The following is an 18129-nucleotide window of genomic DNA, read 5'->3' on the forward strand; positions in this document are numbered from 1 at the left end:
GCCGGTGCCTTGCACACGGGTAAGGGTCGGGTGAGGGTCATGAGCGAGCGTCCCCTGCAGGATGTGGTCTTCCTGACCGTCGCCGAGGTCGCCTCGGTGATGCGGGTCTCGAAGATGACGGTCTACCGTCTCGTGCACAGCGGCGAACTTCCGGCCATCAGGGTCGGACGCTCGTTCCGGGTGCCCGAGCAGAAGGTGCACGAGTACCTCCAGGAGTCCTACGTGCGGCTGCAGAGCGCGTAGTCTGCAACCGCCACGGGACACCGATTACGGCAAACGCGAGGTGGACGGTAGGCTAGGCCCTCCGTCAGTCGTATGGACTCCCGTTCCTCACGGGCGCGGGTCCGAGTGAGCGAGGAATGTTCCGTGGGCTCTGTCATCAAGAAGCGTCGCAAGCGTATGGCCAAGAAGAAGCACCGCAAGCTTCTGAAGAGGACCCGCGTTCAGCGTCGCAACAAGAAGTAACACCGTTCGGCGTCATCCTCGCTCACGCGGGGGTCGGCCCCGCACGCGCGTTCAGCGACGCAGGAAGAACTGACGCCGACGGTGCACCACTGCCCGCCCCGGGATGATTTCCGGTGGCGGGCAGTGGCGTTTCCGCTCCCGCGACCGCGGCGCGGTACGGTGCAGGCCAGGGGGAAGGCAGCACCGGCAGCCAGGGAGGTCGCGGCAACGTGGGCAAGGTCGTGCTCGTCACCGGTGTGGCGCACTGGCTCGGTGCGCGGTTCGCCGGGCAGATCGCCGAACAGCCCGGCGTGGACCGGGTGGTCGGCGTGGACGCCGGCCCGCCGCCGGCCGCGCTGCCGTTCGGCGTGGAGTACGCGCAGGTCGACCTGCGCCGGCCGGCGATCGCCCGGGTGATCGCCGAGCACGAGGTCGACACCGTGGTGCACCTGCACGTCACCTCGCTCGGGCACGGCGGCCGGGCGCTGGTGAAGGAGACCAACGTCATCGGCACCATGCAGCTGCTCGGGGCGTGCCAGAAGGCCCCCGGCGTACGCCGCCTGGTGGTCAAGTCCACCACCGCCGTCTACGGCTCCGCGCCGCGCGACCCGGCGGTGTTCGGCGAGCGGATGCAGCCCAAGGCGCTGCCGGCCGGCGGCTTCGCCCGGGACGCCGCCGAGGTGGAGGGCTACGTCCGCGGGTTCGCCCGCCGCCGCCCCGACGTCGCGGTGACCGTGCTGCGGTTCGCCAACATCCTCGGCGCGCACGGCGACACCCCGCTGACCGCGTACTTCCGGCTGCCGCTGCTGCCGACCGCGCTCGGCCACGACCCGCGCCTGCAGTTCGTCCACGAGGACGACGCGCTGGAGGTGCTGCGGCTGGCCGCGCTGGACGCGCCGAGCGGCACCTACAACGTGGCGGGCGACGGCGTGCTGCTGCTCTCCCAGTGCGCCCGCCGGCTCGGCCGGCCCACCGTGCCGCTGCTGCGGCCCGCGCTCGGCGTGGTCGGCCGGCTGGCCCGGCAGCTGACCGCCCCCGCGGACCGCGCGTTCTCCCAGGAACAGCTCCAACTGCTCACCCACGGACGGGTGGTGGACACCGCGCTGCTGCGCGGCACGTTCGGCTACACCCCCCGCTGGAGCACCTCCGAGGCGTTCGCCGACTTCGCCGCGCATGTGAAGCCCGGCCCGCTGCCGCCGGCCCGGCTGACCGCCGTCACCGACCGGCTCACCGACCTGCTCGCCGACCACCGCCCCACCGAACCCGAGGAGTTGAGGCCGCGATGACAGCCGCCCGGGAGCCCGCCGACCCGGCGGCCAAGGTCATCCCGATCGAGTCCGCGCCGAGCTGGTCCGGCCCCGAGCCGCGCCCGGCGCTGGCCGACCGGCTGGCCGACGGCGTCGGCGCGGCGCTCTCCGGCCAGCTCGGCGCGACCGCGACCCGGCTGCTCGGCAAGGGCTGGGAGCAGCGCGCCGCCGGCGGACTCGGCTTCCTGCGCCGCCGGCTGACGGGCGACTACGAGGTCGACGACTTCGGCTTCGACCGGGAGCTGACCGAGGAGGTGTTCCTCGCGATGCTGCGGCCGCTGGCGGAGAAGTACTTCCGGATCGACGTCCGCGGCACCGAGCACATCCCGGCCGACGGCGGCGTGCTGATCGTCGCCAACCACTCCGGCACCATCCCGCTGGACGCGCTGATGACGCAGGTCGCGGTGCACGACCACGCCGACCGGCACCTGCGGATGCTGGCTGCCGACCTGGTGTTCGTGCTGCCGGTGGTCAACGAGCTGGCCCGCAAGGCCGGGCACACGCTGGCCTGCAACGAGGACGCGCAGACGCTGCTGGAGCGCGGCGAGGTGGTCGGGGTCTGGCCGGAGGGCTTCAAGGGCATCGGCAAGCCGTTCGCCGACCGGTACAAGCTCCAGCGGTTCGGCCGCGGCGGCTTCGTGGCGTCCGCGCTGCGGGCCGGGGTGCCGATCGTGCCGTGCTCGATCGTCGGGGCGGAGGAGACCTACCCGATGATCGGCAACTTCAAGACGCTGGCCCGGCTGCTCGGCCTGCCGTACGTGCCGATCACGCCGACCTTCCCGTGGCTGGGCCCGCTCGGGGCGATCCCGCTGCCGACCAAGTGGACCATCCAGTTCGGCGAGCCGATCCCGACGGACAGCTACCCGAAGGACGCCGCCGACGACCCGATGCTGGTGTTCAACCTGACCGACCAGGTGCGGGAGACCATCCAGCACACGCTGTACAAGCTGCTGGTGCAGCGCCGCTCGGTCTTCGGCTGACGGGCCGCCGCTCCGCGCTCCCGGCGCGGGGCGGCGGCCCGCCCGGCTCAGCCGAGCGTGAGGCCGGGCAGCAGCCCCGGGAGGAGCGGCGGCAGGTTCAGGCCCTGGCTGCCGTCCGCCGGCGCGGCGGGGGAGGCCGACGGGGCCGGGGCCCCGCCGCCCTGGGCCGGCGGGGCGGCCGGCGAGGGCGTGGCACCGGTGAGGTTGCCCAGCAGGTCACCCAGACCGGGCTTGGCGGACGGGGTGGCCGACGGGGTGGCCCGCCCGGCGGACCCACCGGCCGGGCCCTGCCCGGCGCCGCTGCCGGTGCTCGCGGTGTCGCCGCCGGCCGGCCGGCCCGCCTTGGAGTCGCCGGCGGCTCCGCTGCCGTCGCTGCCCTGGCCGGCGACCTCCACCAGCCGCAGGGGCGCGACGTCCTCGCTTATGTCGCTGAACAGGCGGTCCACCTTGTCGGCCTGGCCGGCCAGGCCGGACGGCAGCCGGGACTGCAGCGCCGACCAGCGCTCGTCCTGCCCGGCGAAGCCGGCGAGTTGGCGCATCGGGGCGAGCGAGCCGTTGGAGCGGTAGACCGCGCGCAGCAGGTCGCGGCCGCGCAGGGCCTCGGCGTGCATGTCGTCGAGGGCGCGGCGGACCTGGTCGACCGTGGCCGGGCTGAGCGTGTTGCCCGGGTCGGTCCGGCCGAGCAGGGACTGCGCCTCGTCGAGCCGGGTGGAGGCCTGCTGGAGGAGTAGGGCGCCACGCTCGGAGTCGCTGTCGGCCCAGTCGAGGCGGAGCCCTTCGAGGCCGCGCTTCATGCCGTACAGGGCGTCCCCGGGGAGGGCGCCGGTGGAGGCGGCGGCGGCCCCAGCGAAGGAGCCGACGGCGACGCCCGCGACCAGTCCGCCGATCGCCAGGCGGCGGCCCCAGCGACTCCGCCGGACGCGCCCGCGGCGCTGGACGGGGATGACCGCCGTGGGGGCGCCCTCGGCCCACTGCTGCTCGAACGCGGCCATCAGCCGGGCGCGTTGGACCGTCCGCGTCTCGGCGGCGAGCCCGGGGGCGGGGAGCGCGCCGAGGGCGTCGGCCATGGTGAGCAGCTCGGCCATGGCGGCGGAGCCGGCCCGGTGCGCGCCGCTGCTCCGGTGGTCACTCTGGTGGGCCTCCAGCGCCTCGGCGAAGGACTTCGCCCGCCGGTGCTCCAGCATGTTTGCCGTCACGGGCCACACCTCCCTTCGTCGTTTTCGACACCGTGGCCCGGCGGTTGGTTGTCCCGGCGGGCCCACACCACACCATCGGGTGACAGTTCGAGTTGCCTCTTGACTGTGGGCCCGGCGGCGGATTGCACGCTGGCCAACGAGCGGTGTCGGGAGTCGGTTACGCACGACCCCCCTGGCGTATTAAGCAGAGCAGATGACCGCTCTCTCACCCGGACGGGCAAGCGCCAGAGGTGGGTTGACGGCGCGTCAGGCAAAGGGTGAGCCGGCGAGGGGCGCACCGGGCCCCGGCGCGCCGCCAACGGGCGCGCCGGGCGCGGGTGTTCGGGCCGGGGTCTGCAGGGTGTCGCGTCCACGGGCGGCGGACTACCGGGCGTCCGGCGGCAGCAGGCGGGCCAGCGTGCGCACCGCCCGGTACTGCAGCGTCTTGATGGCGCCCTCGTTCTTCCCCATGATCCGGGCCGTCTCGGCGACCGAGAGGCCCTGTAGGAAGCGCAGCGTGACGCACTCCTGCTGCTGCGGGTTGAGTCGGCGCACCGCGTCCAGCAGGGCGGCGTTGGAGAGCGACTCCAGCACCGACTCCTCGGGGCTGCGCTCGCACTCGTTGGAGTCGAGCATCTCGCCGGTGGTGACCTCCAGCCGGAACCGGCTGGACTTGAAGTGGTCGGCCACCAGGTTGCGGGCGATGGTGACCAGCCAGGCGCCGAAGTCGCGGCCCTGCCAGGTGAAGGTGCCGATCCGGCGCAGCGCGCGCAGGAACGTCTCGCTGGTGAGGTCCTCGGCGGTGGCCCGGCTGCCGACCCGGTAGTAGATGTACCGGTAGACGGTGTCGGCGTAGTGGTCGTAGAGCCGGCCGAAGGCCTCGCTCTCGCCGTTCTGGGCGCGCTCGACCAGGTCGACGACGGGGTTGTGCTCGGTGTCGTAGCCGGGTCCGGCGGGGGCGGTGCGGGCACGGCCGCGGGTGCCGGGGGAGGGGACGGTCCGGCTGCGCGGGGCGGCGGCGGGGGAGCCGGCGGCGGTGGAGCGCAGCAGGGGCGAGGCGAACGCGGCGGGGGCGGGCGCGGCGAACGCGGGGCCGGCCACCGCGGGTTCGGGGACCAGCAGTTCGAACTCGCGGATCGCGGCCCACAACCGCTCCAGGCGCACACCGCGGCGCAGGCCGGCGGTCGACGGGCGGGAGGTGGCTGGCGCGTCGTTCCGGACGGGTGGGTACACGGGACTCCCAGAGGCAGAACTGTGGACGGATCACCTCCGCCTGCGCGGAGCAGCACGCCGCATTGACCACCCGTCACGGGGACGTTCGGGGTGGCGTGCATCCAGGAGAGAATAACGCTTTGTGCAATGACAGCTACACCGCGTGGTCGAAGTGGTCGAACAAAGTCCACTTCTTGTGCATATTCACCTACGGGTGACCGGAGTTGACACCATTTCACCGACCCAACGCGACCACTTGCGTGCGTCAGGTGACCGAACGGTCACGGAGGTCCGGGGTTTCCCCGGTCGGGGCGGTCTCAACCCACGACTTTGGCCGACTGTCGAACGATCATTTCCGGTCACGGTCGAGAGGCCTGTTCAGGCCCCTCGCGGCCGGATCGCGAGGCGTGCCGGGACCACCCGTCGAGGGGCGTGTCGGAGGCGACGGGTTGACGCCCGGTCAAGATCGGGCCGGGTGACGGAGGGTGGACCGTACCGTGACGGCGGGTCAGGCCTGCCGGCGGCGGCGCATCGCCACCGCGGTCGCGGCCGCCCCGGCCGCGACGCCGAGCGCGGCCGCCGCGGGGATGCCGACCCGGACGGCCTTGCGCCCGGTGCGGAAGTCCCGCACCCGCCAGCCCATCGCCCGGGCGTGCCGGCGCAGCGCCGCGTCCGGGTTGATCACGTACGGGTGGCCGACCAGGCTGAGCATCGGGATGTCGTTGGCGGAGTCGCTGAACGCGGCGCAGCGGGCCAGGTCGAGGTGTTCGCGGCGGGCCAGCGCCTGAACGGCGGCGGCCTTGGCGGGGCCGTGCAGCATGCCGCCGACCAGCTTGCCGGTGTACTCGCCGTCGCGGGCCTCGGCGACGGTGCCCAGGGCGCCGGTCATGCCGAGCCGGCGGGCGATCAGCCGGGCGACCTCCTGCGGGGCGGCGGTGACCAGCCAGACCCGCTGCCCGGCGTCCAGGTGCATCTGGACCAGGGCGCGGGTGCCGGGCCAGACCTTCTCGGCGAGGACGGGTTCGAAGATCTCCTCGCAGATCCGCTCCAGGTCGGCGGTGCGCTTGCCGGCGACCAGGCCGAGCGCGCTGTCCCGGGCGTCGGCGATGTGCTCGGGGTTCTCGGAGCCGCGCAGCCGGAACGCGGCCTGCTGCCAGGCGAACCGGACCAGGTCGCGGCGGGTGAAGAAGCGCCGCCGGTACAGGCCGACGCCGAGGTAGAAGATCGCGGCGCCGCGCAGGATGGTGTTGTCGCAGTCGAAGAACGCGGCGGCCCGGACGTCGCCGGGCACCGGGGTGTGGTCGCCCTCGGGGGCCTTGGGCCGTCCGGGCTCCGTGTCGTCCGGGCCCAGCTGTTCCTGGGCGGCGTCGGCCGCGGCCTCGCCCGCCAGGGCGGTCCGTTCGTCGGTGGAACGCCTCGACCGGGTGAGCCTTCGCAGCGCTGCCATGCAACGAGCATAGTCAGCCGGGCCGTCCGCCCCCGTGACCGAGGAGTGCCGCGGCGGTGAACGAGGGGCATCCGGGGCAGTGGTGTGAGCGACGGCAGAATGGGCGCTGTGAGCCTGCTGCGACGTGACAAGAAGAATCCGGCCGACACCGTGGTGACGCTGATCGGCAAGCCCGGCTGCCACCTGTGCGAGGACGCCCGGGAGGTGATCCTCAAGGTGGTGGAGGAGCTCGGCGTCGGCTTCGAGGAGAAGGACATCCTGCAGGACGCGGCGCTGTACGAGCAGTACGCCGAGCAGATCCCGGTGACCCTGATCGACGGCCGCCAGCACGACTTCTGGCGGGTGGACGAGCAGCGGCTGCGCAAGGCGCTGGCCTGACCCCCGCCCGGCCGGTGTGACCCTCCTCGCACCGGCCCGCCCGGGCGGTCCTTCGTGGACGTTCGACTGTCTCGGCCCTAGGAGTTCGACCGGGTTCCGGCATACCATCGAACGTCTTTCCGTGTCCGCCGGGGGCCGTGCAAGAGGAGGGCGCGATGAACGGCTATGCCGTCGTCGACGTCGAGGCCACCGGTCGCAGCCCCTGGCGCCACCGGGTGGTCGAGGTCGCCGTGGTGCAGCTGGACGCGGCCCTGCGCACCGAGCGGGAGTTCGCCACGCTGCTCGATCCGGCCGGACCGGTCGGGCCGACGCACGTGCACCGGATAGCGCAGGAGGACGTGGTCGGCGCGCCCCGGTTCCGGCAGATCGCGCCGTGGCTGCTGGAGCTGCTGGCCGACCGGGTGCTGGTCGGGCACCACGTGACCTGCGACCGGGCGTTCCTGGAGCGGGAGTTCGCGCGGATCGGCGTGGTGCTGCCGACGGTGCCGACGCTGTGCACGATGCGGCTGGCCCGTCGGCTGCTGCCGCAGGCGGGCGGGTTCGGACTGTCGGCGTGCGTGGAGGCGGCCGGGCTCGGCTGGTTCCCGGCGCACACCGCGCTCGGCGACGCGCAGGCCACCGTGGAACTGCTGCGGCACTGCCGCCGGGTCGGCAGCGCGGCCGAGGAGCCCGTTCCGGCCGCCGCGGTGCCGTGGCCGCGGCTGGCGCCGGGCCGTTCGGCGGGTTCCCGGGAGCCGGTGCGGCTGCTGCGCCGGTGGGCGCCGCTGGGTCCGTGGCCGGCCGGAGCGGAGGGGTCGCGTCCACTGGTCGGCGCGGCGGGTTACGAGTGATGCGTGTCACTGTTCGGGGACAAATCGGACACCATCTTTGTGCACACGTTCACAAACGCATAGCCTGGCGGTCCAAGCCCAGCTTCACCCACAGGAGCAACGTGGCAATCGGCCGACCCTCCCCCAGCAGTTCGCAGACGCCCGACCCGGGCGCCGCGCGCCGGACCTCGCGTGCGCGGGGCATTCCGGAGGCGACCGTGGCCCGTCTTCCGCTCTACCTGCGGGCGCTGACCGCGCTGTCCGAGCGTTCCGTGCCGACCGTCTCCTCCGAGGAGCTGGCCGCGGCGGCCGGCGTGAACTCCGCCAAGCTGCGCAAGGACTTCTCCTACCTCGGGTCCTACGGCACCCGCGGCGTCGGCTACGACGTGGAGTACCTCGTCTACCAGATCTCCCGCGAGCTCGGCCTCACCCAGGACTGGCCGGTCGTCATCGTGGGCATCGGCAACCTCGGCCACGCGCTCGCCAACTACGGCGGCTTCGCGTCCCGCGGATTCCGGGTGGCCGCCCTGCTGGACGCCGACCCCAACGTGGTCGGCAGCACCGCCGCCGGCCTGCCGGTGCGGCACATGGACGAGCTGGAGGACATCGTCGTCTCCCAGCACGTCTCCATCGGCGTCATCACCACCCCGCCCGGCGCCGCCCAGCTTGTCTGCGACCGCCTGGTCGAGGCCGGCGTCACCAGCATCCTGAACTTCGCCCCCACCGTGCTGACCGTCCCGGACGGCGTGGACGTGCGCAAGGTCGACCTCTCGATCGAGCTGCAGATCCTCGCCTTCCACGAGCAGCGCAAGGCCGGCGACGAGCCCGCCGGCGACTCGGTGCTCGACCGCGCCCCCGGGCCGGTCCGCGCCGCGGCCGCCAAGCTGCGCCGCGCCGCCGGCGGCGGCAAGTCGGCCGAGCCGGCGAAGAGCGCCCCGGCCGCCAAGGGCCCCGAGGACGACCTGTCCGCGGTGATGCCGGCGTGAGCACGAACATCCGTCACGACGAGGTGGGGGCATGAGTCTTCTGGTAGTCGGTCTGAGCCACCGGACCGCACCGGTCGGCGTGCTGGAGCGCGCCGCGCTCACCGGCGAGACCCCGACCCGGCTGCTGCACGACGCCGCCGCCTCGGCGACCGTCGCCGAGGCCGCGCTGGTCAACACCTGCAACCGGATCGAGCTGTACGCCGACGTGGACAAGTTCCACGCCGGCGTCGCCGAGCTGTCCCAGCTGCTCGCCGGGCACAGCGGCGTCGACATCGACGAGCTCACCCCGCACCTGTACGTGCACTACGAGGACCGCGCCGTCCACCACCTGTTCTCGGTGGCCTGCGGCCTGGACTCGATGGTCGTCGGCGAGGGCCAGATCCTCGGCCAGCTGCGCGACGCCCTGGCCAAGGCCCAGGACGAGCACACCGCGGGCCGCGGCCTGAACGAGCTGTTCCAGCAGGCCCTGCGGGTCGGCAAGCGGGCGCACAGCGAGACCGGCATCGACAAGGCCGGCCAGTCGCTGGTCACCTTCGGCCTGGAGCAGGTCGCCGCCGGTGCCGGCCCGATCGCCGGCAAGCGCGCCCTGGTGGTCGGCGCGGGCTCGATGAGCTCGCTGGCCGCCGCCACCCTGGTCCGCTCCGGCGTCACCGACCTGCAGATCGCCAACCGCACCCCGGTCCGCGCCGAGCGCCTGGCGGAGATCCTCGGCGACGCCGCCCGCACCCTGGACTTCGACCGGGTCCCGCAGGCGCTCGCCGACGTGGACCTGGTGATCTCCTGCACCGGCGCGGCCGGCACCGTCATCGACGCCGCCGAGGTGGCCGCCGCGGTCGCCGCCCGCACCGCCGAGCAGCCGCTCGCCTTCCTCGACCTCGCCATGCCGCGGGACGTCGACCACGCCGTGCACCGGCTCGACGGCGCCCTGCTGGTCGACCTGGAGAGCCTCTCCCACGCGCACGCCGCCAGCCCCGGCGCGGGCGACGTGGACGCCGTCACCACCATCGTCGGCGACGAGGTCACCGCCTTCGGCCAGGCGCAGCGCGCCGCCCGGATCGCCCCCACCGTGGTCGCCCTGCGCGCCATGGCCTCCGAGGTGGTCCGCAGCGAACTCGCCCGGCTCACCTCCCGGCTGCCCGACCTGGACGAGCGCTCCAGCGCGGAGATCTCGCAGACCGTCCGCCGGGTGGTCGACAAACTGCTGCACGCCCCGACCGTCAAGGTCAAGCAGCTCGCCGGCGAACCCGGCGGGGCCTCCTACGCGGAAGCCCTGCGCGAGTTGTTCGACTTGGACCCGGCGGCAGTGCACGCTGTCTCCGGCACCCCGGTCGGCGACCGGGCCGGGTCCTCGATCCCGGCCGGCGGCATCCCCGCCGCCCAGGCCGCCGTCGCCCCGCCCGCCGGAGCACCCAGATGAACACCCCGTCAGCCCCCCAGCACGACCAGGACGATCACCTCATGAATGGTCCAGAGACAGTGACGCCGCTGCGCCTCGGTACCCGCCGCAGCGCCCTCGCCATGGCCCAGTCGGGCATGGTCGCGGAGGAGGTGGCCAAGATCACCGGCCGCCGGGTGGAGCTGGTCGAGATCACCACCTACGGGGACGTCTCCCGGGAGTCGCTGGCGCAGATCGGCGGCACCGGTGTGTTCGTCTCCGCGCTGCGCGACGCCCTGCTGGAGGGCCGCATCGACCTGGCCGTCCACTCGCTCAAGGACCTGCCCACCGCCGCCCCCGCCGGGCTGCTGCTGGCCGCCGTCCCCGAGCGCGAGGACGTCCGGGACTCCCTGGTCGCCCGCGACGGCCTCACCCTGGCCGAGCTGGTCGGCAAGGCCGGCGGCCGCACCGTCCGGATAGGCACCGGCTCCCCGCGCCGGATGGCCCAGCTCAACGCCTGGGCCCGGGCCCACGACGCGGACCTGGAGACCGTCGCGATCCGCGGCAACGTCGACACCCGCATCAACTACGTCACCTCCGGCGAGCTCGACGCCGTGGTGCTGGCCACCGCCGGCCTGAACCGGCTCGGCCGCTCCGGTGAGATCACCGAGCACCTCGACACCGCGCTGATGCTGCCCGCCCCCGGGCAGGGCGCGCTCGCGATCGAGTGCGTCGACCCGACCCTGGCCGCCGTGCTGTCCCGGCTCGACCACGCCCCCACCCGGGCCGCCGTGGTCGCCGAGCGCGCCCTGCTGGCCACCCTGGAGGCCGGCTGCTCCGCGCCGGTCGCCGCGCTGGCCACCTGGGCCGGCACCGAACTGCGCCTGGACGGCGCGGTCGGTACCACCGATGGCGCCGAACTGCTGAAGATGTCCGCCAACGGCCCGCTCGTCCCCGACGAGACCGCCGAGGAGCAGGCCGCGGCCCTGGGCCGCGCCCTGGCCACCCGGCTGCTCGACACCGGAGCGGCCGACCTGATGGGGGAGCGCGCCCGATGACCGCCGCCGGATTCCACCCGCCCGCAGGGCGCTGCACCTTCCTCGGCGCCGGCCCCGGCGACCCCGGACTGCTCACCCTGCGCGCCGTCGACGTGCTCAACACCGCCGACGTGCTGATCGCCGACCCGCTGACCGCCGCCGCGGTGCGCACCCACTGCCCCAGCGGCGTCCAGGTGCTCGACCCGGCCGAGGCCGGCAAGGAGCTGTGCGACCTGGCCGCCGACGCGGTCAAGGCCGGCCGCCACCTGGTCCGCACCGTGGACGGCGACCCCGGCCTGGACGGCTGCGCCGCCCAGGAGATGCTGCGCTGCGCCAAGGCCGGCGTCCCGTTCGAGGTCGTCCCCGGCGTCGCCCAGTCGGTGGGCGTGCCCGCCTACGCGGGCGTGCCGCTCCGCGGCGACCAGGGCGCGGACGTTCGGTTCGTGGACGGCGAGGCGCTGCTCGGCGGCCAGCTGGTCGACCTGGGCGCGCCCGAGACCACGCTGGTGGTCCGCACCACCCTGGGTCAGCTGCCCGCGACCGCGAACGCCTTGGTGGCGCACGGCCGCAAGCCCGACGCGGCGCTGTCGGCGACGCTGTCCGGCACCACCACCCGGCAGCGCACCTTCACCTCCACGCTGTCCGCGATCGCCGCCGACCTGAAGGCCGCCCGGGTGCTGCCCTCGCCGGTCTCCGCCCCGGTGGACCCGGCGACCTCGGTGATAGCCGTGGTCGGCGAGCAGGTCGCGCACCGCGCCTCGCACTCGTGGTTCGAGACCAAGCCGCTGTTCGGCTGGAACGTCCTCGTCCCGCGCACCAAGGAGCAGGCGCACGGCCTGTCCGAGCAGCTGCGCTCCTACGGCGCGGTGCCGCAGGAGGTGCCGACCATCGCGGTCGAGCCGCCGCGCACCCCGCAGCAGATGGAGCGGGCGATCAAGGGCCTGGTCACTGGCCGCTACGAGTGGATCGCCTTCACCTCGGTGAACGCCGTCAAGGCCGTCCGGGAGAAGTTCGAGGAGTACGGCCTGGACGCCCGGGCGTTCGCCGGCATCAAGGTCGCGGCGGTCGGCGAGACCACCGCGCAGGCGCTGGTCGACTTCGGCGTGAAGCCCGACCTGGTGCCGTCCGGCGAGCAGTCCGCCGCCGGCCTGCTGGAGGACTGGCCGCCGTACGACCCGGTGTTCGACCCGATCGACCGGGTGCTGCTGCCGCGCGCCGACATCGCCACCGAGACCCTGGTGGCCGGCCTGGTCGAGCTCGGCTGGGAGGTCGACGACGTGACGGCGTACCGGACGGTGCGCGCCTCGCCGCCGCCGGCCGAGACCCGGGAGGCGATCAAGGGCGGCGGTTTCGACGCGGTGCTGTTCACCTCGTCCTCGACCGTCCGGAACCTGGTCGGCATCGCCGGCAAGCCGCACAACGTGACCGTCATCGCCTGCATCGGCCCGGCCACCGCCAAGACGGCGGAGGAGCACGGCCTGCGGGTCGACGTGATGGCCCCGGCCCCGTCCGCGTCCGCGCTCGCCCAGGCGCTGGCCGACTTCGGGGCCAACCGCCGGGACGCCGCCACCGCGGCGGGCGAGCCGGTCTACCGGCCGAGCGAACGCCGCCCCGGTTCGCGCCGCAAGGCGCGTTGACCCTCCGTCAGGGGGAGGCCCGACGGCCTCCCCCTGACGTCTTCTCCGCGACTCAGGGAGCCTTCGAAGTGTCCGCCGAATTCCCGTCCGTCCGCCCGCGCCGCCTGCGCTCCACCCCCGCGATGCGTCGCCTGGTCGCCGAGACCCGGCTGCACCCGGCCGAGCTGGTCCTGCCGGCGTTCGTCCGCGAGGGCCTCACCGAGCCGAAGCCGATCACCGCGATGCCGGGCGTCGTCCAGCACACCCGCGACACCCTGCGCCGGGCCGCCGTGGAGGCCGCCGAGGCCGGCGTCGGCGGCATCATGCTGTTCGGCGTCCCCGAGGTGCAGGACGCGATCGGTTCCGAGGGCACCAGCCCCGAGGGCATCCTGCAGCTCGCCATCCGCGACGTGGTCTCCGAGGTCGGCGACGCCCTCGTGGTGATGTCCGACCTGTGCCTGGACGAGTACACCGACCACGGCCACTGCGGCGTGCTCGCCGCGGACGGCTCGGTCGACAACGACGCCACCCTGGAGCGCTACGCCGAGATGGCCGTGGTGCAGGCCGACGCGGGCGTCCACCTGGTCGGCCCGTCCGGGATGATGGACGGTCAGGTCGCGGTCGTCCGCCGGGCGCTGGACGACGCCGGCCACCAGGACGTCGGCATCCTCGCGTACACCGCGAAGTACGCCTCCGCGTTCTTCGGCCCGTTCCGGGAGGCCGTCGGCTCCTCGCTGAAGGGCGACCGCAAGACCTACCAGCAGGACCCGGCCAACGCCCGCGAGGCGCTGCGCGAGCTGGAGCAGGACCTCGCCGAGGGCGCCGACATGGTGATGGTCAAGCCCGCGATGGCCTACCTGGACATCCTGCGCCAGATCGCCGACGTCTCCCCGGTGCCGGTCTCCGCCTACCAGGTGTCCGGCGAGTACTCGATGGTCGAGGCCGCCGCCGCCAACGGCTGGATCGACCGCGAGCGGACCATCCTGGAGACCCTCACCTCGATCCGCCGGGCCGGCGCCGAGCAGATCCTCACCTACTGGGCCACCGAGGCCGCCCGCCTGGTGCGCTGACGCAGAGCGGGCGAAAACAGGGGCGCGGGGAACTGCGCGCACCGGAAGGCAGCCAACCGCAAGGTCGCGGTGCAGGACGATGACCTGCACTCGATCGCTACCTTGCGGACGTGCGCCCGTTGCTCGCGCAGTTCCCCGCGCCCCTGGTGGTGCAGGCCCTGGTGGTGCGTTCGTTCTCAGTCCATGGCGATGATGCCGCCACCGCCGCCGCCGAGGGCGGTGGAGGTGGCCCAGCCGCCGCCGCCACCCATGGTGAAGATGTGGTCGGTCGCGGCGACGCCGCCGCCGTGGCCCGCGAGGAAGGGCTCGTGGGCGGTGATGACGCCCTCCTCGCCGCCGCCGGCCACGACGGTCGCGGAGGCGGGCGCGGCGATGCCGGCCAGCGCGAGCGCGGCGACGGTGGTGACGACGGCCTTGCCCAGCTTGCTCTTCATGGAGAGTTCCTCTCTGCGTCGATGCTGTTTCAAGGTCAACACGGGGGTGCGGCCGGTGGGGCGCTGCACGCGCCCACGGGTGCTCCGATCACCCGATCGCGCCGCGGACGAACGGGTGGTGTGCGGCCGGAGACACGGAACCGCCGGGCCCGGGGCTGGCCCCGGACCCGGCGGTCGGCTGTGACCGGGGAGGATCAGCCGATCAGGTGGGAGACGCCGCCGTCGCCGCTGGTGGCGGTGTTCTGGCCGATGTCGCAGGTCTGCTTGGCGCCGTTGTTGAGCGCGTCGACCTCGACCGGGACGACGATGCCGATCAGGGCGCCCACGCCGATGTTGTGGATGTCGGGCAGGCAGATGTTCGGGTTGTCCAGCACGTGGTTGTTCGGGCTGTGGTTGCCGTGGGTGCCGGTGGCGTTGGTGCCGCCGTCGCCCTGGATGGAGGCCGCGGAGCCGTCCGCGTCGCCGATGGCCATCGCGGGGGAGGCGGACATGGCGAAACCGGCGGCGACGACGCCGACGGCGGCGAGAGCCTTCTTGATCATGGGGTCATTCCTTTTCGGATCTGATGGAGTGGAGCAGCAACCCCTTGCGCGTGGCTCGCGCCGGGGCCGACCGCCCGGCCGGGGGAACGGACCGGGCGGGTCGTGGGGCGCGGAACCGGGGTTCCGCGCCTTGACAGTGACGGTGCGTCAGCCGACCAGGTGGGAGACGCCGCCGTCGCCGCTGCCGACGGTGCCCTGGCCGACCACGCAGGTCTGCTTGGGCTCGTTGTTGAGCGCGTCGACCTCGACCGGGACCGCGACGCCGAGCACCGCCACGCCGATGTTGTGGATCTCCGGCAGGCAGATGTTCGGGTTGTCGGCGAAGTGGAAGTTCGGGCTGTGGTTGCCCCAGGTGCCGCTGGAGTTGGTGCCGCCATTCCCCTGGATGGTGGCGGCGGAACCGTCCGCGTCGCCGATCGCGACGGCGGGGGTGGACACCGCGGCCAGCGCGGCGGCGGCCAGGCCCACGGTGGCCAAGGACTTCTTGAGCATGGTGGAGATACCTCTCTGAAATGCCGTTCGAGGGGTGCTGCCCCGTCGTCGTCGGGATCAAAGAATGGCGAACAGGAAAGTTACGGGGGCGGAGAAAATTCGTCGAGGATCACCGGTTTCCCTGCGTGCCGGTCTGATTATTGGGCCGTTCAGGTTAACTGCCGCTATCCGCGAGGGAGCTGGCTCGTTCGCCAAGGTGTGTGCGCCGCACCCGAATTACCCTCGGGGTCCACGACGCCACGAGAAGTCATACGGAATGACCGACGTACCGAATGACCGACCTACCGAATTACCGGATATCGAACGAACGGCGGACACCATGAAGCTCTCCAAGCGGGCCACCGGCGCCCTGCTGCTGGCGGTCGGCGCCGGCGTGGCTGCGGCGCAGGGCGTGGCCCAGGCGACCCCGAAGACCCCGTCCGAGGTCGCCGCGCTGGAGGACGGGCTGGCCACCAAGGAGGTGCCGTTCAGCATTCCGCTCAGCACCGCGATGTCGCCGCTGCCGCTGCTCGCGGACGGCGGCGAGATCCACGGCGGCATCCCGAGCTCGCCGCTGCTGCCGCCCACCGACACCGGCCAGAGCCCGACCCAGCCGATCCCGGACCACATCCTGCCCGCCGTCAACGGCACCAAGCTGGGTCCGTCGCTGGGCGCCACCCTGCCGCTGCCCGAGGCGGACCGGGACGCGAAGCTCGGCACCCTGGACCTGGACGCTCCGGCCGCCCCGCTGAACCTGGCCGGACCGGCGGTGGGCCTGGGCCAGCCGGTCACCTTCGTCCGCAGCGAGAGCGGCGAACTGACCGACGCGGCGCTGTCCCTGGACAAGGTGGACCCGCACCTGGTGACCGCCCCCGTGCAGGCCGTGCCGGGCGCCAAGGCCTCGCTCGGCGGCGAGCAGGACCAGATCTCGGTCACCGACTCGGTGAAGGCGCTGGCCGCCACCACGACCTCCATGACGGGCGAGATGCTCAACCAGGCCGGCCCGGCGCAGACCCTCACCGGTGCGCTGGACCAGTCGCAGATGTGACGACACGTCAGAAGTGCCGTACGGCCCGGCTGCTCCTCGCGGAGGCCGGGCCGTACGGCTGCCGGGCGCGGGTCAGATCGGCAGCGCGGTGAGCAGCGGGCCGGCCAGCGGGAGGTTCTTGGCCCCGCCGCCGGCGGACAGCGGCGCGGTGAGCGTGCCGGTGCCGACCGGGCCGAGCCCGTTGTCGGGGACCACCGCGACACCGTTGTTGAGCAGGTCGGCGGAGGAGTTGGCCCACGGGTCGAGCCGCAGGTCCTTGACCGGGGCGACCGCGTGGCCGAGCCCGGCGGTGGTGCCGCCGAGGGCCTGCTTGGCGTCGGTGGGCTGCAGGTGGGTGGTGGGCAGCGGGAGCCCGCCGAGCTGTTCGGTCTCGGCGTGCGCGGCCTGGGCAGTGGCGCCGCCGAGCAGCAGGGCGGTGCCGAGCGCGGCCAGCGCGCCGGTGGTGGTCCGGGACATCGGCCATTCCTTCGGGGGTGAGAGGGGCGGGTACGAGCACTGCCCCCCGGCCGGCGGCCGAGGGGCAGTATGCACGGGCTGGTGAGCGGCCGGGGCCGGTCAGTCGCAGTCCTCGACCGGCTCGTGGTGGTGGTGCTCGTGCTCGTGCTCGTGCTTGGCCGGCGGCTCCTGCTCGTGCTTGACCGGTGCCGCCACGTGCTCGGGCTCGTCGCCGGAGTCGGCGTTGACGCAGGTGTTGCCGAACGCCGGGTTCAGCAGGCCGATGATGTTGATCGAGTTGCCGCAGACGTTGACCGGGACGTGCACCGGGACCTGGATCTGGTTGCCGGAGAGCACGCCGGGGGAGTTGGCGGCGACGCCCTCGGCCTCGGCGGAGGCGTTGGCCAGGCCGGCCGAGCCGAGGACCAGGCCGGCGGCGGCGACGGACAGGACCGCGGCCTTCTTGAAGTTGCGCATGAGGGTTTGATCTCCTAGATCACAACGGGGAGTTGGTGCGCCGCGCCGAGCGGGCGCGGCGCGGCATCAGGCGGGTCAGCCGCCGTTGACGCAGGTGTTGCCGAAGGCCGGGTTCAGCAGCGCGATGATGTCGATGGTGTTGCCGCACAGGTTGATCGGGACGTGCACCGGGACCTGGATCTGGTTGCCGGAGAGCACGCCGGGGGAGTTGGCGGCGACGCCCTCGGCCTCGGAGGAGGCGTTGGCCAGGCCGGCCGAGCCGAGCATCAGACCGGTGGCGGCAACGGACAGGACCGCGGCCTTCTTGAAGTTGCGCATGACTTTCTCTTCCTCACGTTCTGCCCGACTGTGGAAGGTCGGGGTCGGGCGATCGCATCATCGCCCGCTGTTTTCGGGATCTGCCGGGAATGTCACTCACGCGGCCCATGACCCGCGTGTCGCCCGTGGTTTGGGCGGTCGGCGCTGCCGTCGACGCCGCGCGCCGGACTCCGCCGGCGTCAGCCGCCGTTGACGCAGGTGTTGCCGAAGGCCGGGTTCAGCGCGGCGATGACGTCGATCGTGTTGCCGCACAGGTTGATCGGGACGTGCACCGGGACCTGGATCTGGTTGCCGGACACGACGCCGGCCGAGCCGGCGGCGACACCCTCTGCGTCGCTGCTGGCCACGGCCGCACCGGCGGTGCCGAGCAGCAGGGTCGCGGCGGCGGCGGAGCCGAAGGCGCCGAAGGCGAGCTTGCGCATGGTGAAGTCTCATTTCTTGCGGGTGGATCGGGTTCGCCAGGAAGAACGAACCAGTAGGGCGGGGGAAACGGGCGAGTTCGCCGATCCTCCGAGCCGTTCACCCGAATGCTGTGATTACGCCGGACGGGTGATTGTCCGAAGAACGG

Annotated in this window: 22 protein-coding genes; 12 read left to right on the forward strand and 10 right to left on the reverse strand. The window is 73.3% G+C overall.

Annotated features, from left to right (window positions below; translation table 11 throughout):
* Positions 1 to 39 precede the first annotated feature (39 nt).
* The 4 genes from ACI1MP_RS21910 to ACI1MP_RS21925 all read left to right on the forward strand — a co-directional run bounded on the left by ACI1MP_RS21910 (position 40) and on the right by ACI1MP_RS21925 (position 2731).
* Positions 40 to 243, forward strand: a complete 204-nt coding sequence (locus ACI1MP_RS21910) for a helix-turn-helix domain-containing protein (protein ID WP_035863710.1) — start codon at positions 40 to 42, stop codon at positions 241 to 243.
* Between the two features lie 123 nt (positions 244 to 366).
* Positions 367 to 465 carry a 30S ribosomal protein bS22 gene (locus ACI1MP_RS21915; RefSeq protein WP_003948845.1) on the forward strand — a complete coding sequence of 33 codons (99 nt, stop codon included), beginning with the start codon at positions 367 to 369 and terminating at the stop codon, positions 463 to 465.
* A 209-nt stretch (positions 466 to 674) separates the two neighbouring features.
* On the forward strand, positions 675 to 1730 hold the full coding sequence (locus ACI1MP_RS21920) for an NAD-dependent epimerase/dehydratase family protein (protein ID WP_380334284.1): 1056 nt from the start codon (positions 675 to 677) through the stop codon (positions 1728 to 1730).
* Entirely contained in the window at positions 1727 to 2731 is a 1005-nt protein-coding gene (locus tag ACI1MP_RS21925; RefSeq protein ID WP_189271542.1) for a lysophospholipid acyltransferase family protein, read from the forward strand. Before ACI1MP_RS21920 ends, ACI1MP_RS21925 begins: the two co-directional genes overlap by 4 nt.
* A gap of 47 nt (positions 2732 to 2778) precedes the next feature.
* Here ACI1MP_RS21925 and ACI1MP_RS21930 read toward each other — a convergent pair whose 3' ends face one another.
* The 3 genes from ACI1MP_RS21930 to ACI1MP_RS21940 form a co-directional block, all read right to left on the reverse strand.
* Positions 2779 to 3927: a DUF5667 domain-containing protein gene (locus tag ACI1MP_RS21930; RefSeq protein ID WP_404869302.1), complete on the reverse strand. Its 1149-nt coding sequence runs from the start codon at positions 3925 to 3927 to the stop codon at positions 2779 to 2781.
* Between the two features lie 363 nt (positions 3928 to 4290).
* On the reverse strand, positions 4291 to 5139 hold the full coding sequence (locus ACI1MP_RS21935; RefSeq protein ID WP_369880211.1) for an ECF subfamily RNA polymerase sigma factor, BldN family: 849 nt from the start codon (positions 5137 to 5139) through the stop codon (positions 4291 to 4293).
* 487 nt (positions 5140 to 5626) lie between these two features.
* Positions 5627 to 6565 (reverse strand): HAD family hydrolase, encoded by a 939-nt coding sequence (locus tag ACI1MP_RS21940; protein WP_380334290.1) that lies wholly within the window; start codon positions 6563 to 6565, stop codon positions 5627 to 5629.
* Between the two features lie 99 nt (positions 6566 to 6664).
* Here ACI1MP_RS21940 and ACI1MP_RS21945 point away from each other — a divergent pair, with 99 nt between their 5' ends.
* The 7 genes from ACI1MP_RS21945 to hemB all read left to right on the forward strand — a co-directional run bounded on the left by ACI1MP_RS21945 (position 6665) and on the right by hemB (position 13836).
* The gene (locus tag ACI1MP_RS21945; protein WP_100587099.1) at positions 6665 to 6943 is read left to right on the forward strand and encodes a glutaredoxin family protein; all 279 of its coding nucleotides are present in this window, start codon (positions 6665 to 6667) and stop codon (positions 6941 to 6943) included.
* 155 nt (positions 6944 to 7098) lie between these two features.
* On the forward strand, positions 7099 to 7773 hold the full coding sequence (locus tag ACI1MP_RS21950; protein WP_404869303.1) for an exonuclease domain-containing protein: 675 nt from the start codon (positions 7099 to 7101) through the stop codon (positions 7771 to 7773).
* Between the two features lie 107 nt (positions 7774 to 7880).
* Entirely contained in the window at positions 7881 to 8738 is an 858-nt protein-coding gene (locus ACI1MP_RS21955) for a redox-sensing transcriptional repressor Rex (RefSeq protein ID WP_100587324.1), read from the forward strand.
* A gap of 31 nt (positions 8739 to 8769) precedes the next feature.
* Positions 8770 to 10155 (forward strand): glutamyl-tRNA reductase, encoded by a 1386-nt coding sequence (locus ACI1MP_RS21960; RefSeq protein ID WP_380334298.1) that lies wholly within the window; start codon positions 8770 to 8772, stop codon positions 10153 to 10155.
* Between the two features lie 41 nt (positions 10156 to 10196).
* Positions 10197 to 11171, forward strand: coding sequence for a hydroxymethylbilane synthase (gene hemC / locus ACI1MP_RS21965; protein ID WP_380334301.1), 975 nt, complete (start codon positions 10197 to 10199; stop codon positions 11169 to 11171).
* Positions 11168 to 12787 carry a uroporphyrinogen-III synthase gene (locus tag ACI1MP_RS21970; RefSeq protein WP_404869304.1) on the forward strand — a complete coding sequence of 540 codons (1620 nt, stop codon included), beginning with the start codon at positions 11168 to 11170 and terminating at the stop codon, positions 12785 to 12787. Before hemC ends, ACI1MP_RS21970 begins: the two co-directional genes overlap by 4 nt.
* 68 nt (positions 12788 to 12855) lie before the next feature.
* Positions 12856 to 13836 carry a porphobilinogen synthase gene (hemB, locus tag ACI1MP_RS21975; RefSeq protein ID WP_380334304.1) on the forward strand — a complete coding sequence of 327 codons (981 nt, stop codon included), beginning with the start codon at positions 12856 to 12858 and terminating at the stop codon, positions 13834 to 13836.
* A 176-nt stretch (positions 13837 to 14012) separates the two neighbouring features.
* On the opposite strand, the gene ACI1MP_RS21980 is transcribed toward hemB, so the two are convergent.
* The 3 genes from ACI1MP_RS21980 to ACI1MP_RS21990 form a co-directional block, all read right to left on the reverse strand.
* Entirely contained in the window at positions 14013 to 14270 is a 258-nt protein-coding gene (locus ACI1MP_RS21980) for a hypothetical protein (RefSeq protein WP_043914751.1), read from the reverse strand.
* Positions 14271 to 14464: 194 nt separating this feature from the next.
* A complete protein-coding gene (locus ACI1MP_RS21985; protein ID WP_043914748.1) occupies positions 14465 to 14812 on the reverse strand; it encodes a hypothetical protein in 348 nt (115 codons plus the stop codon).
* A 147-nt stretch (positions 14813 to 14959) separates the two neighbouring features.
* A complete protein-coding gene (locus tag ACI1MP_RS21990) occupies positions 14960 to 15304 on the reverse strand; it encodes a rodlet layer protein (protein WP_380334308.1) in 345 nt (114 codons plus the stop codon).
* A 319-nt stretch (positions 15305 to 15623) separates the two neighbouring features.
* On the opposite strand from ACI1MP_RS21990, the gene ACI1MP_RS21995 reads away from it, so the two are divergent.
* On the forward strand, positions 15624 to 16331 hold the full coding sequence (locus ACI1MP_RS21995) for a hypothetical protein (RefSeq protein WP_404869305.1): 708 nt from the start codon (positions 15624 to 15626) through the stop codon (positions 16329 to 16331).
* Positions 16332 to 16403: 72 nt separating this feature from the next.
* Here the strand turns inward: ACI1MP_RS21995 and ACI1MP_RS22000 are convergent, their stop codons facing one another.
* The 4 genes from ACI1MP_RS22000 to ACI1MP_RS22015 all read right to left on the reverse strand — a co-directional run bounded on the left by ACI1MP_RS22000 (position 16404) and on the right by ACI1MP_RS22015 (position 17983).
* Positions 16404 to 16787 carry a hypothetical protein gene (locus tag ACI1MP_RS22000; protein WP_404869306.1) on the reverse strand — a complete coding sequence of 128 codons (384 nt, stop codon included), beginning with the start codon at positions 16785 to 16787 and terminating at the stop codon, positions 16404 to 16406.
* A 99-nt stretch (positions 16788 to 16886) separates the two neighbouring features.
* Positions 16887 to 17243 (reverse strand): chaplin, encoded by a 357-nt coding sequence (locus ACI1MP_RS22005; protein ID WP_229847356.1) that lies wholly within the window; start codon positions 17241 to 17243, stop codon positions 16887 to 16889.
* Between the two features lie 75 nt (positions 17244 to 17318).
* Positions 17319 to 17561: a chaplin gene (locus tag ACI1MP_RS22010; protein ID WP_043914739.1), complete on the reverse strand. Its 243-nt coding sequence runs from the start codon at positions 17559 to 17561 to the stop codon at positions 17319 to 17321.
* 179 nt (positions 17562 to 17740) lie between these two features.
* On the reverse strand, positions 17741 to 17983 hold the full coding sequence (locus ACI1MP_RS22015; RefSeq protein ID WP_189271535.1) for a chaplin: 243 nt from the start codon (positions 17981 to 17983) through the stop codon (positions 17741 to 17743).
* Positions 17984 to 18129 lie beyond the last annotated feature (146 nt).

Origin of the sequence: Kitasatospora griseola (assembly GCF_044999035.1) — a bacterium.
GTDB classification, from domain to species: domain Bacteria; phylum Actinomycetota; class Actinomycetes; order Streptomycetales; family Streptomycetaceae; genus Kitasatospora; species Kitasatospora griseola.

What these genes read in the sequence shown, in the direction of transcription:
- ACI1MP_RS22015 (WP_189271535.1), bottom strand. Translation starts at nt 17,983, where the DNA reads ATGCGCAAGCTCGCCTTCGGCGCCTTCGGCTCCGCCGCCGCCGCGACC.
- ACI1MP_RS21995 (WP_404869305.1), top strand. Translation starts at nt 15,624, where the DNA reads ATGAAGCTCTCCAAGCGGGCCACCGGCGCCCTGCTGCTGGCGGTCGGC.
- ACI1MP_RS21925 (WP_189271542.1), top strand. Translation starts at nt 1,727, where the DNA reads ATGACAGCCGCCCGGGAGCCCGCCGACCCGGCGGCCAAGGTCATCCCG.
- ACI1MP_RS21910 (WP_035863710.1), top strand. Translation starts at nt 40, where the DNA reads ATGAGCGAGCGTCCCCTGCAGGATGTGGTCTTCCTGACCGTCGCCGAG.
- ACI1MP_RS22005 (WP_229847356.1), bottom strand. Translation starts at nt 17,243, where the DNA reads ATGCGCAACTTCAAGAAGGCCGCGGTCCTGTCCGTCGCCGCCGCCGGC.
- ACI1MP_RS21960 (WP_380334298.1), top strand. Translation starts at nt 8,770, where the DNA reads ATGAGTCTTCTGGTAGTCGGTCTGAGCCACCGGACCGCACCGGTCGGC.
- ACI1MP_RS22000 (WP_404869306.1), bottom strand. Translation starts at nt 16,787, where the DNA reads ATGTCCCGGACCACCACCGGCGCGCTGGCCGCGCTCGGCACCGCCCTG.
- ACI1MP_RS21980 (WP_043914751.1), bottom strand. Translation starts at nt 14,270, where the DNA reads ATGAAGAGCAAGCTGGGCAAGGCCGTCGTCACCACCGTCGCCGCGCTC.
- ACI1MP_RS21985 (WP_043914748.1), bottom strand. Translation starts at nt 14,812, where the DNA reads ATGATCAAGAAGGCTCTCGCCGCCGTCGGCGTCGTCGCCGCCGGTTTC.
- ACI1MP_RS21940 (WP_380334290.1), bottom strand. Translation starts at nt 6,565, where the DNA reads ATGGCAGCGCTGCGAAGGCTCACCCGGTCGAGGCGTTCCACCGACGAA.
- ACI1MP_RS21945 (WP_100587099.1), top strand. Translation starts at nt 6,665, where the DNA reads ATGGGCGCTGTGAGCCTGCTGCGACGTGACAAGAAGAATCCGGCCGAC.
- ACI1MP_RS21970 (WP_404869304.1), top strand. Translation starts at nt 11,168, where the DNA reads ATGACCGCCGCCGGATTCCACCCGCCCGCAGGGCGCTGCACCTTCCTC.
- hemC (WP_380334301.1), top strand. Translation starts at nt 10,197, where the DNA reads ATGAATGGTCCAGAGACAGTGACGCCGCTGCGCCTCGGTACCCGCCGC.
- ACI1MP_RS22010 (WP_043914739.1), bottom strand. Translation starts at nt 17,561, where the DNA reads ATGCGCAACTTCAAGAAGGCCGCGGTCCTGTCCGTTGCCGCCACCGGT.
- ACI1MP_RS21950 (WP_404869303.1), top strand. Translation starts at nt 7,099, where the DNA reads ATGAACGGCTATGCCGTCGTCGACGTCGAGGCCACCGGTCGCAGCCCC.
- ACI1MP_RS21990 (WP_380334308.1), bottom strand. Translation starts at nt 15,304, where the DNA reads ATGCTCAAGAAGTCCTTGGCCACCGTGGGCCTGGCCGCCGCCGCGCTG.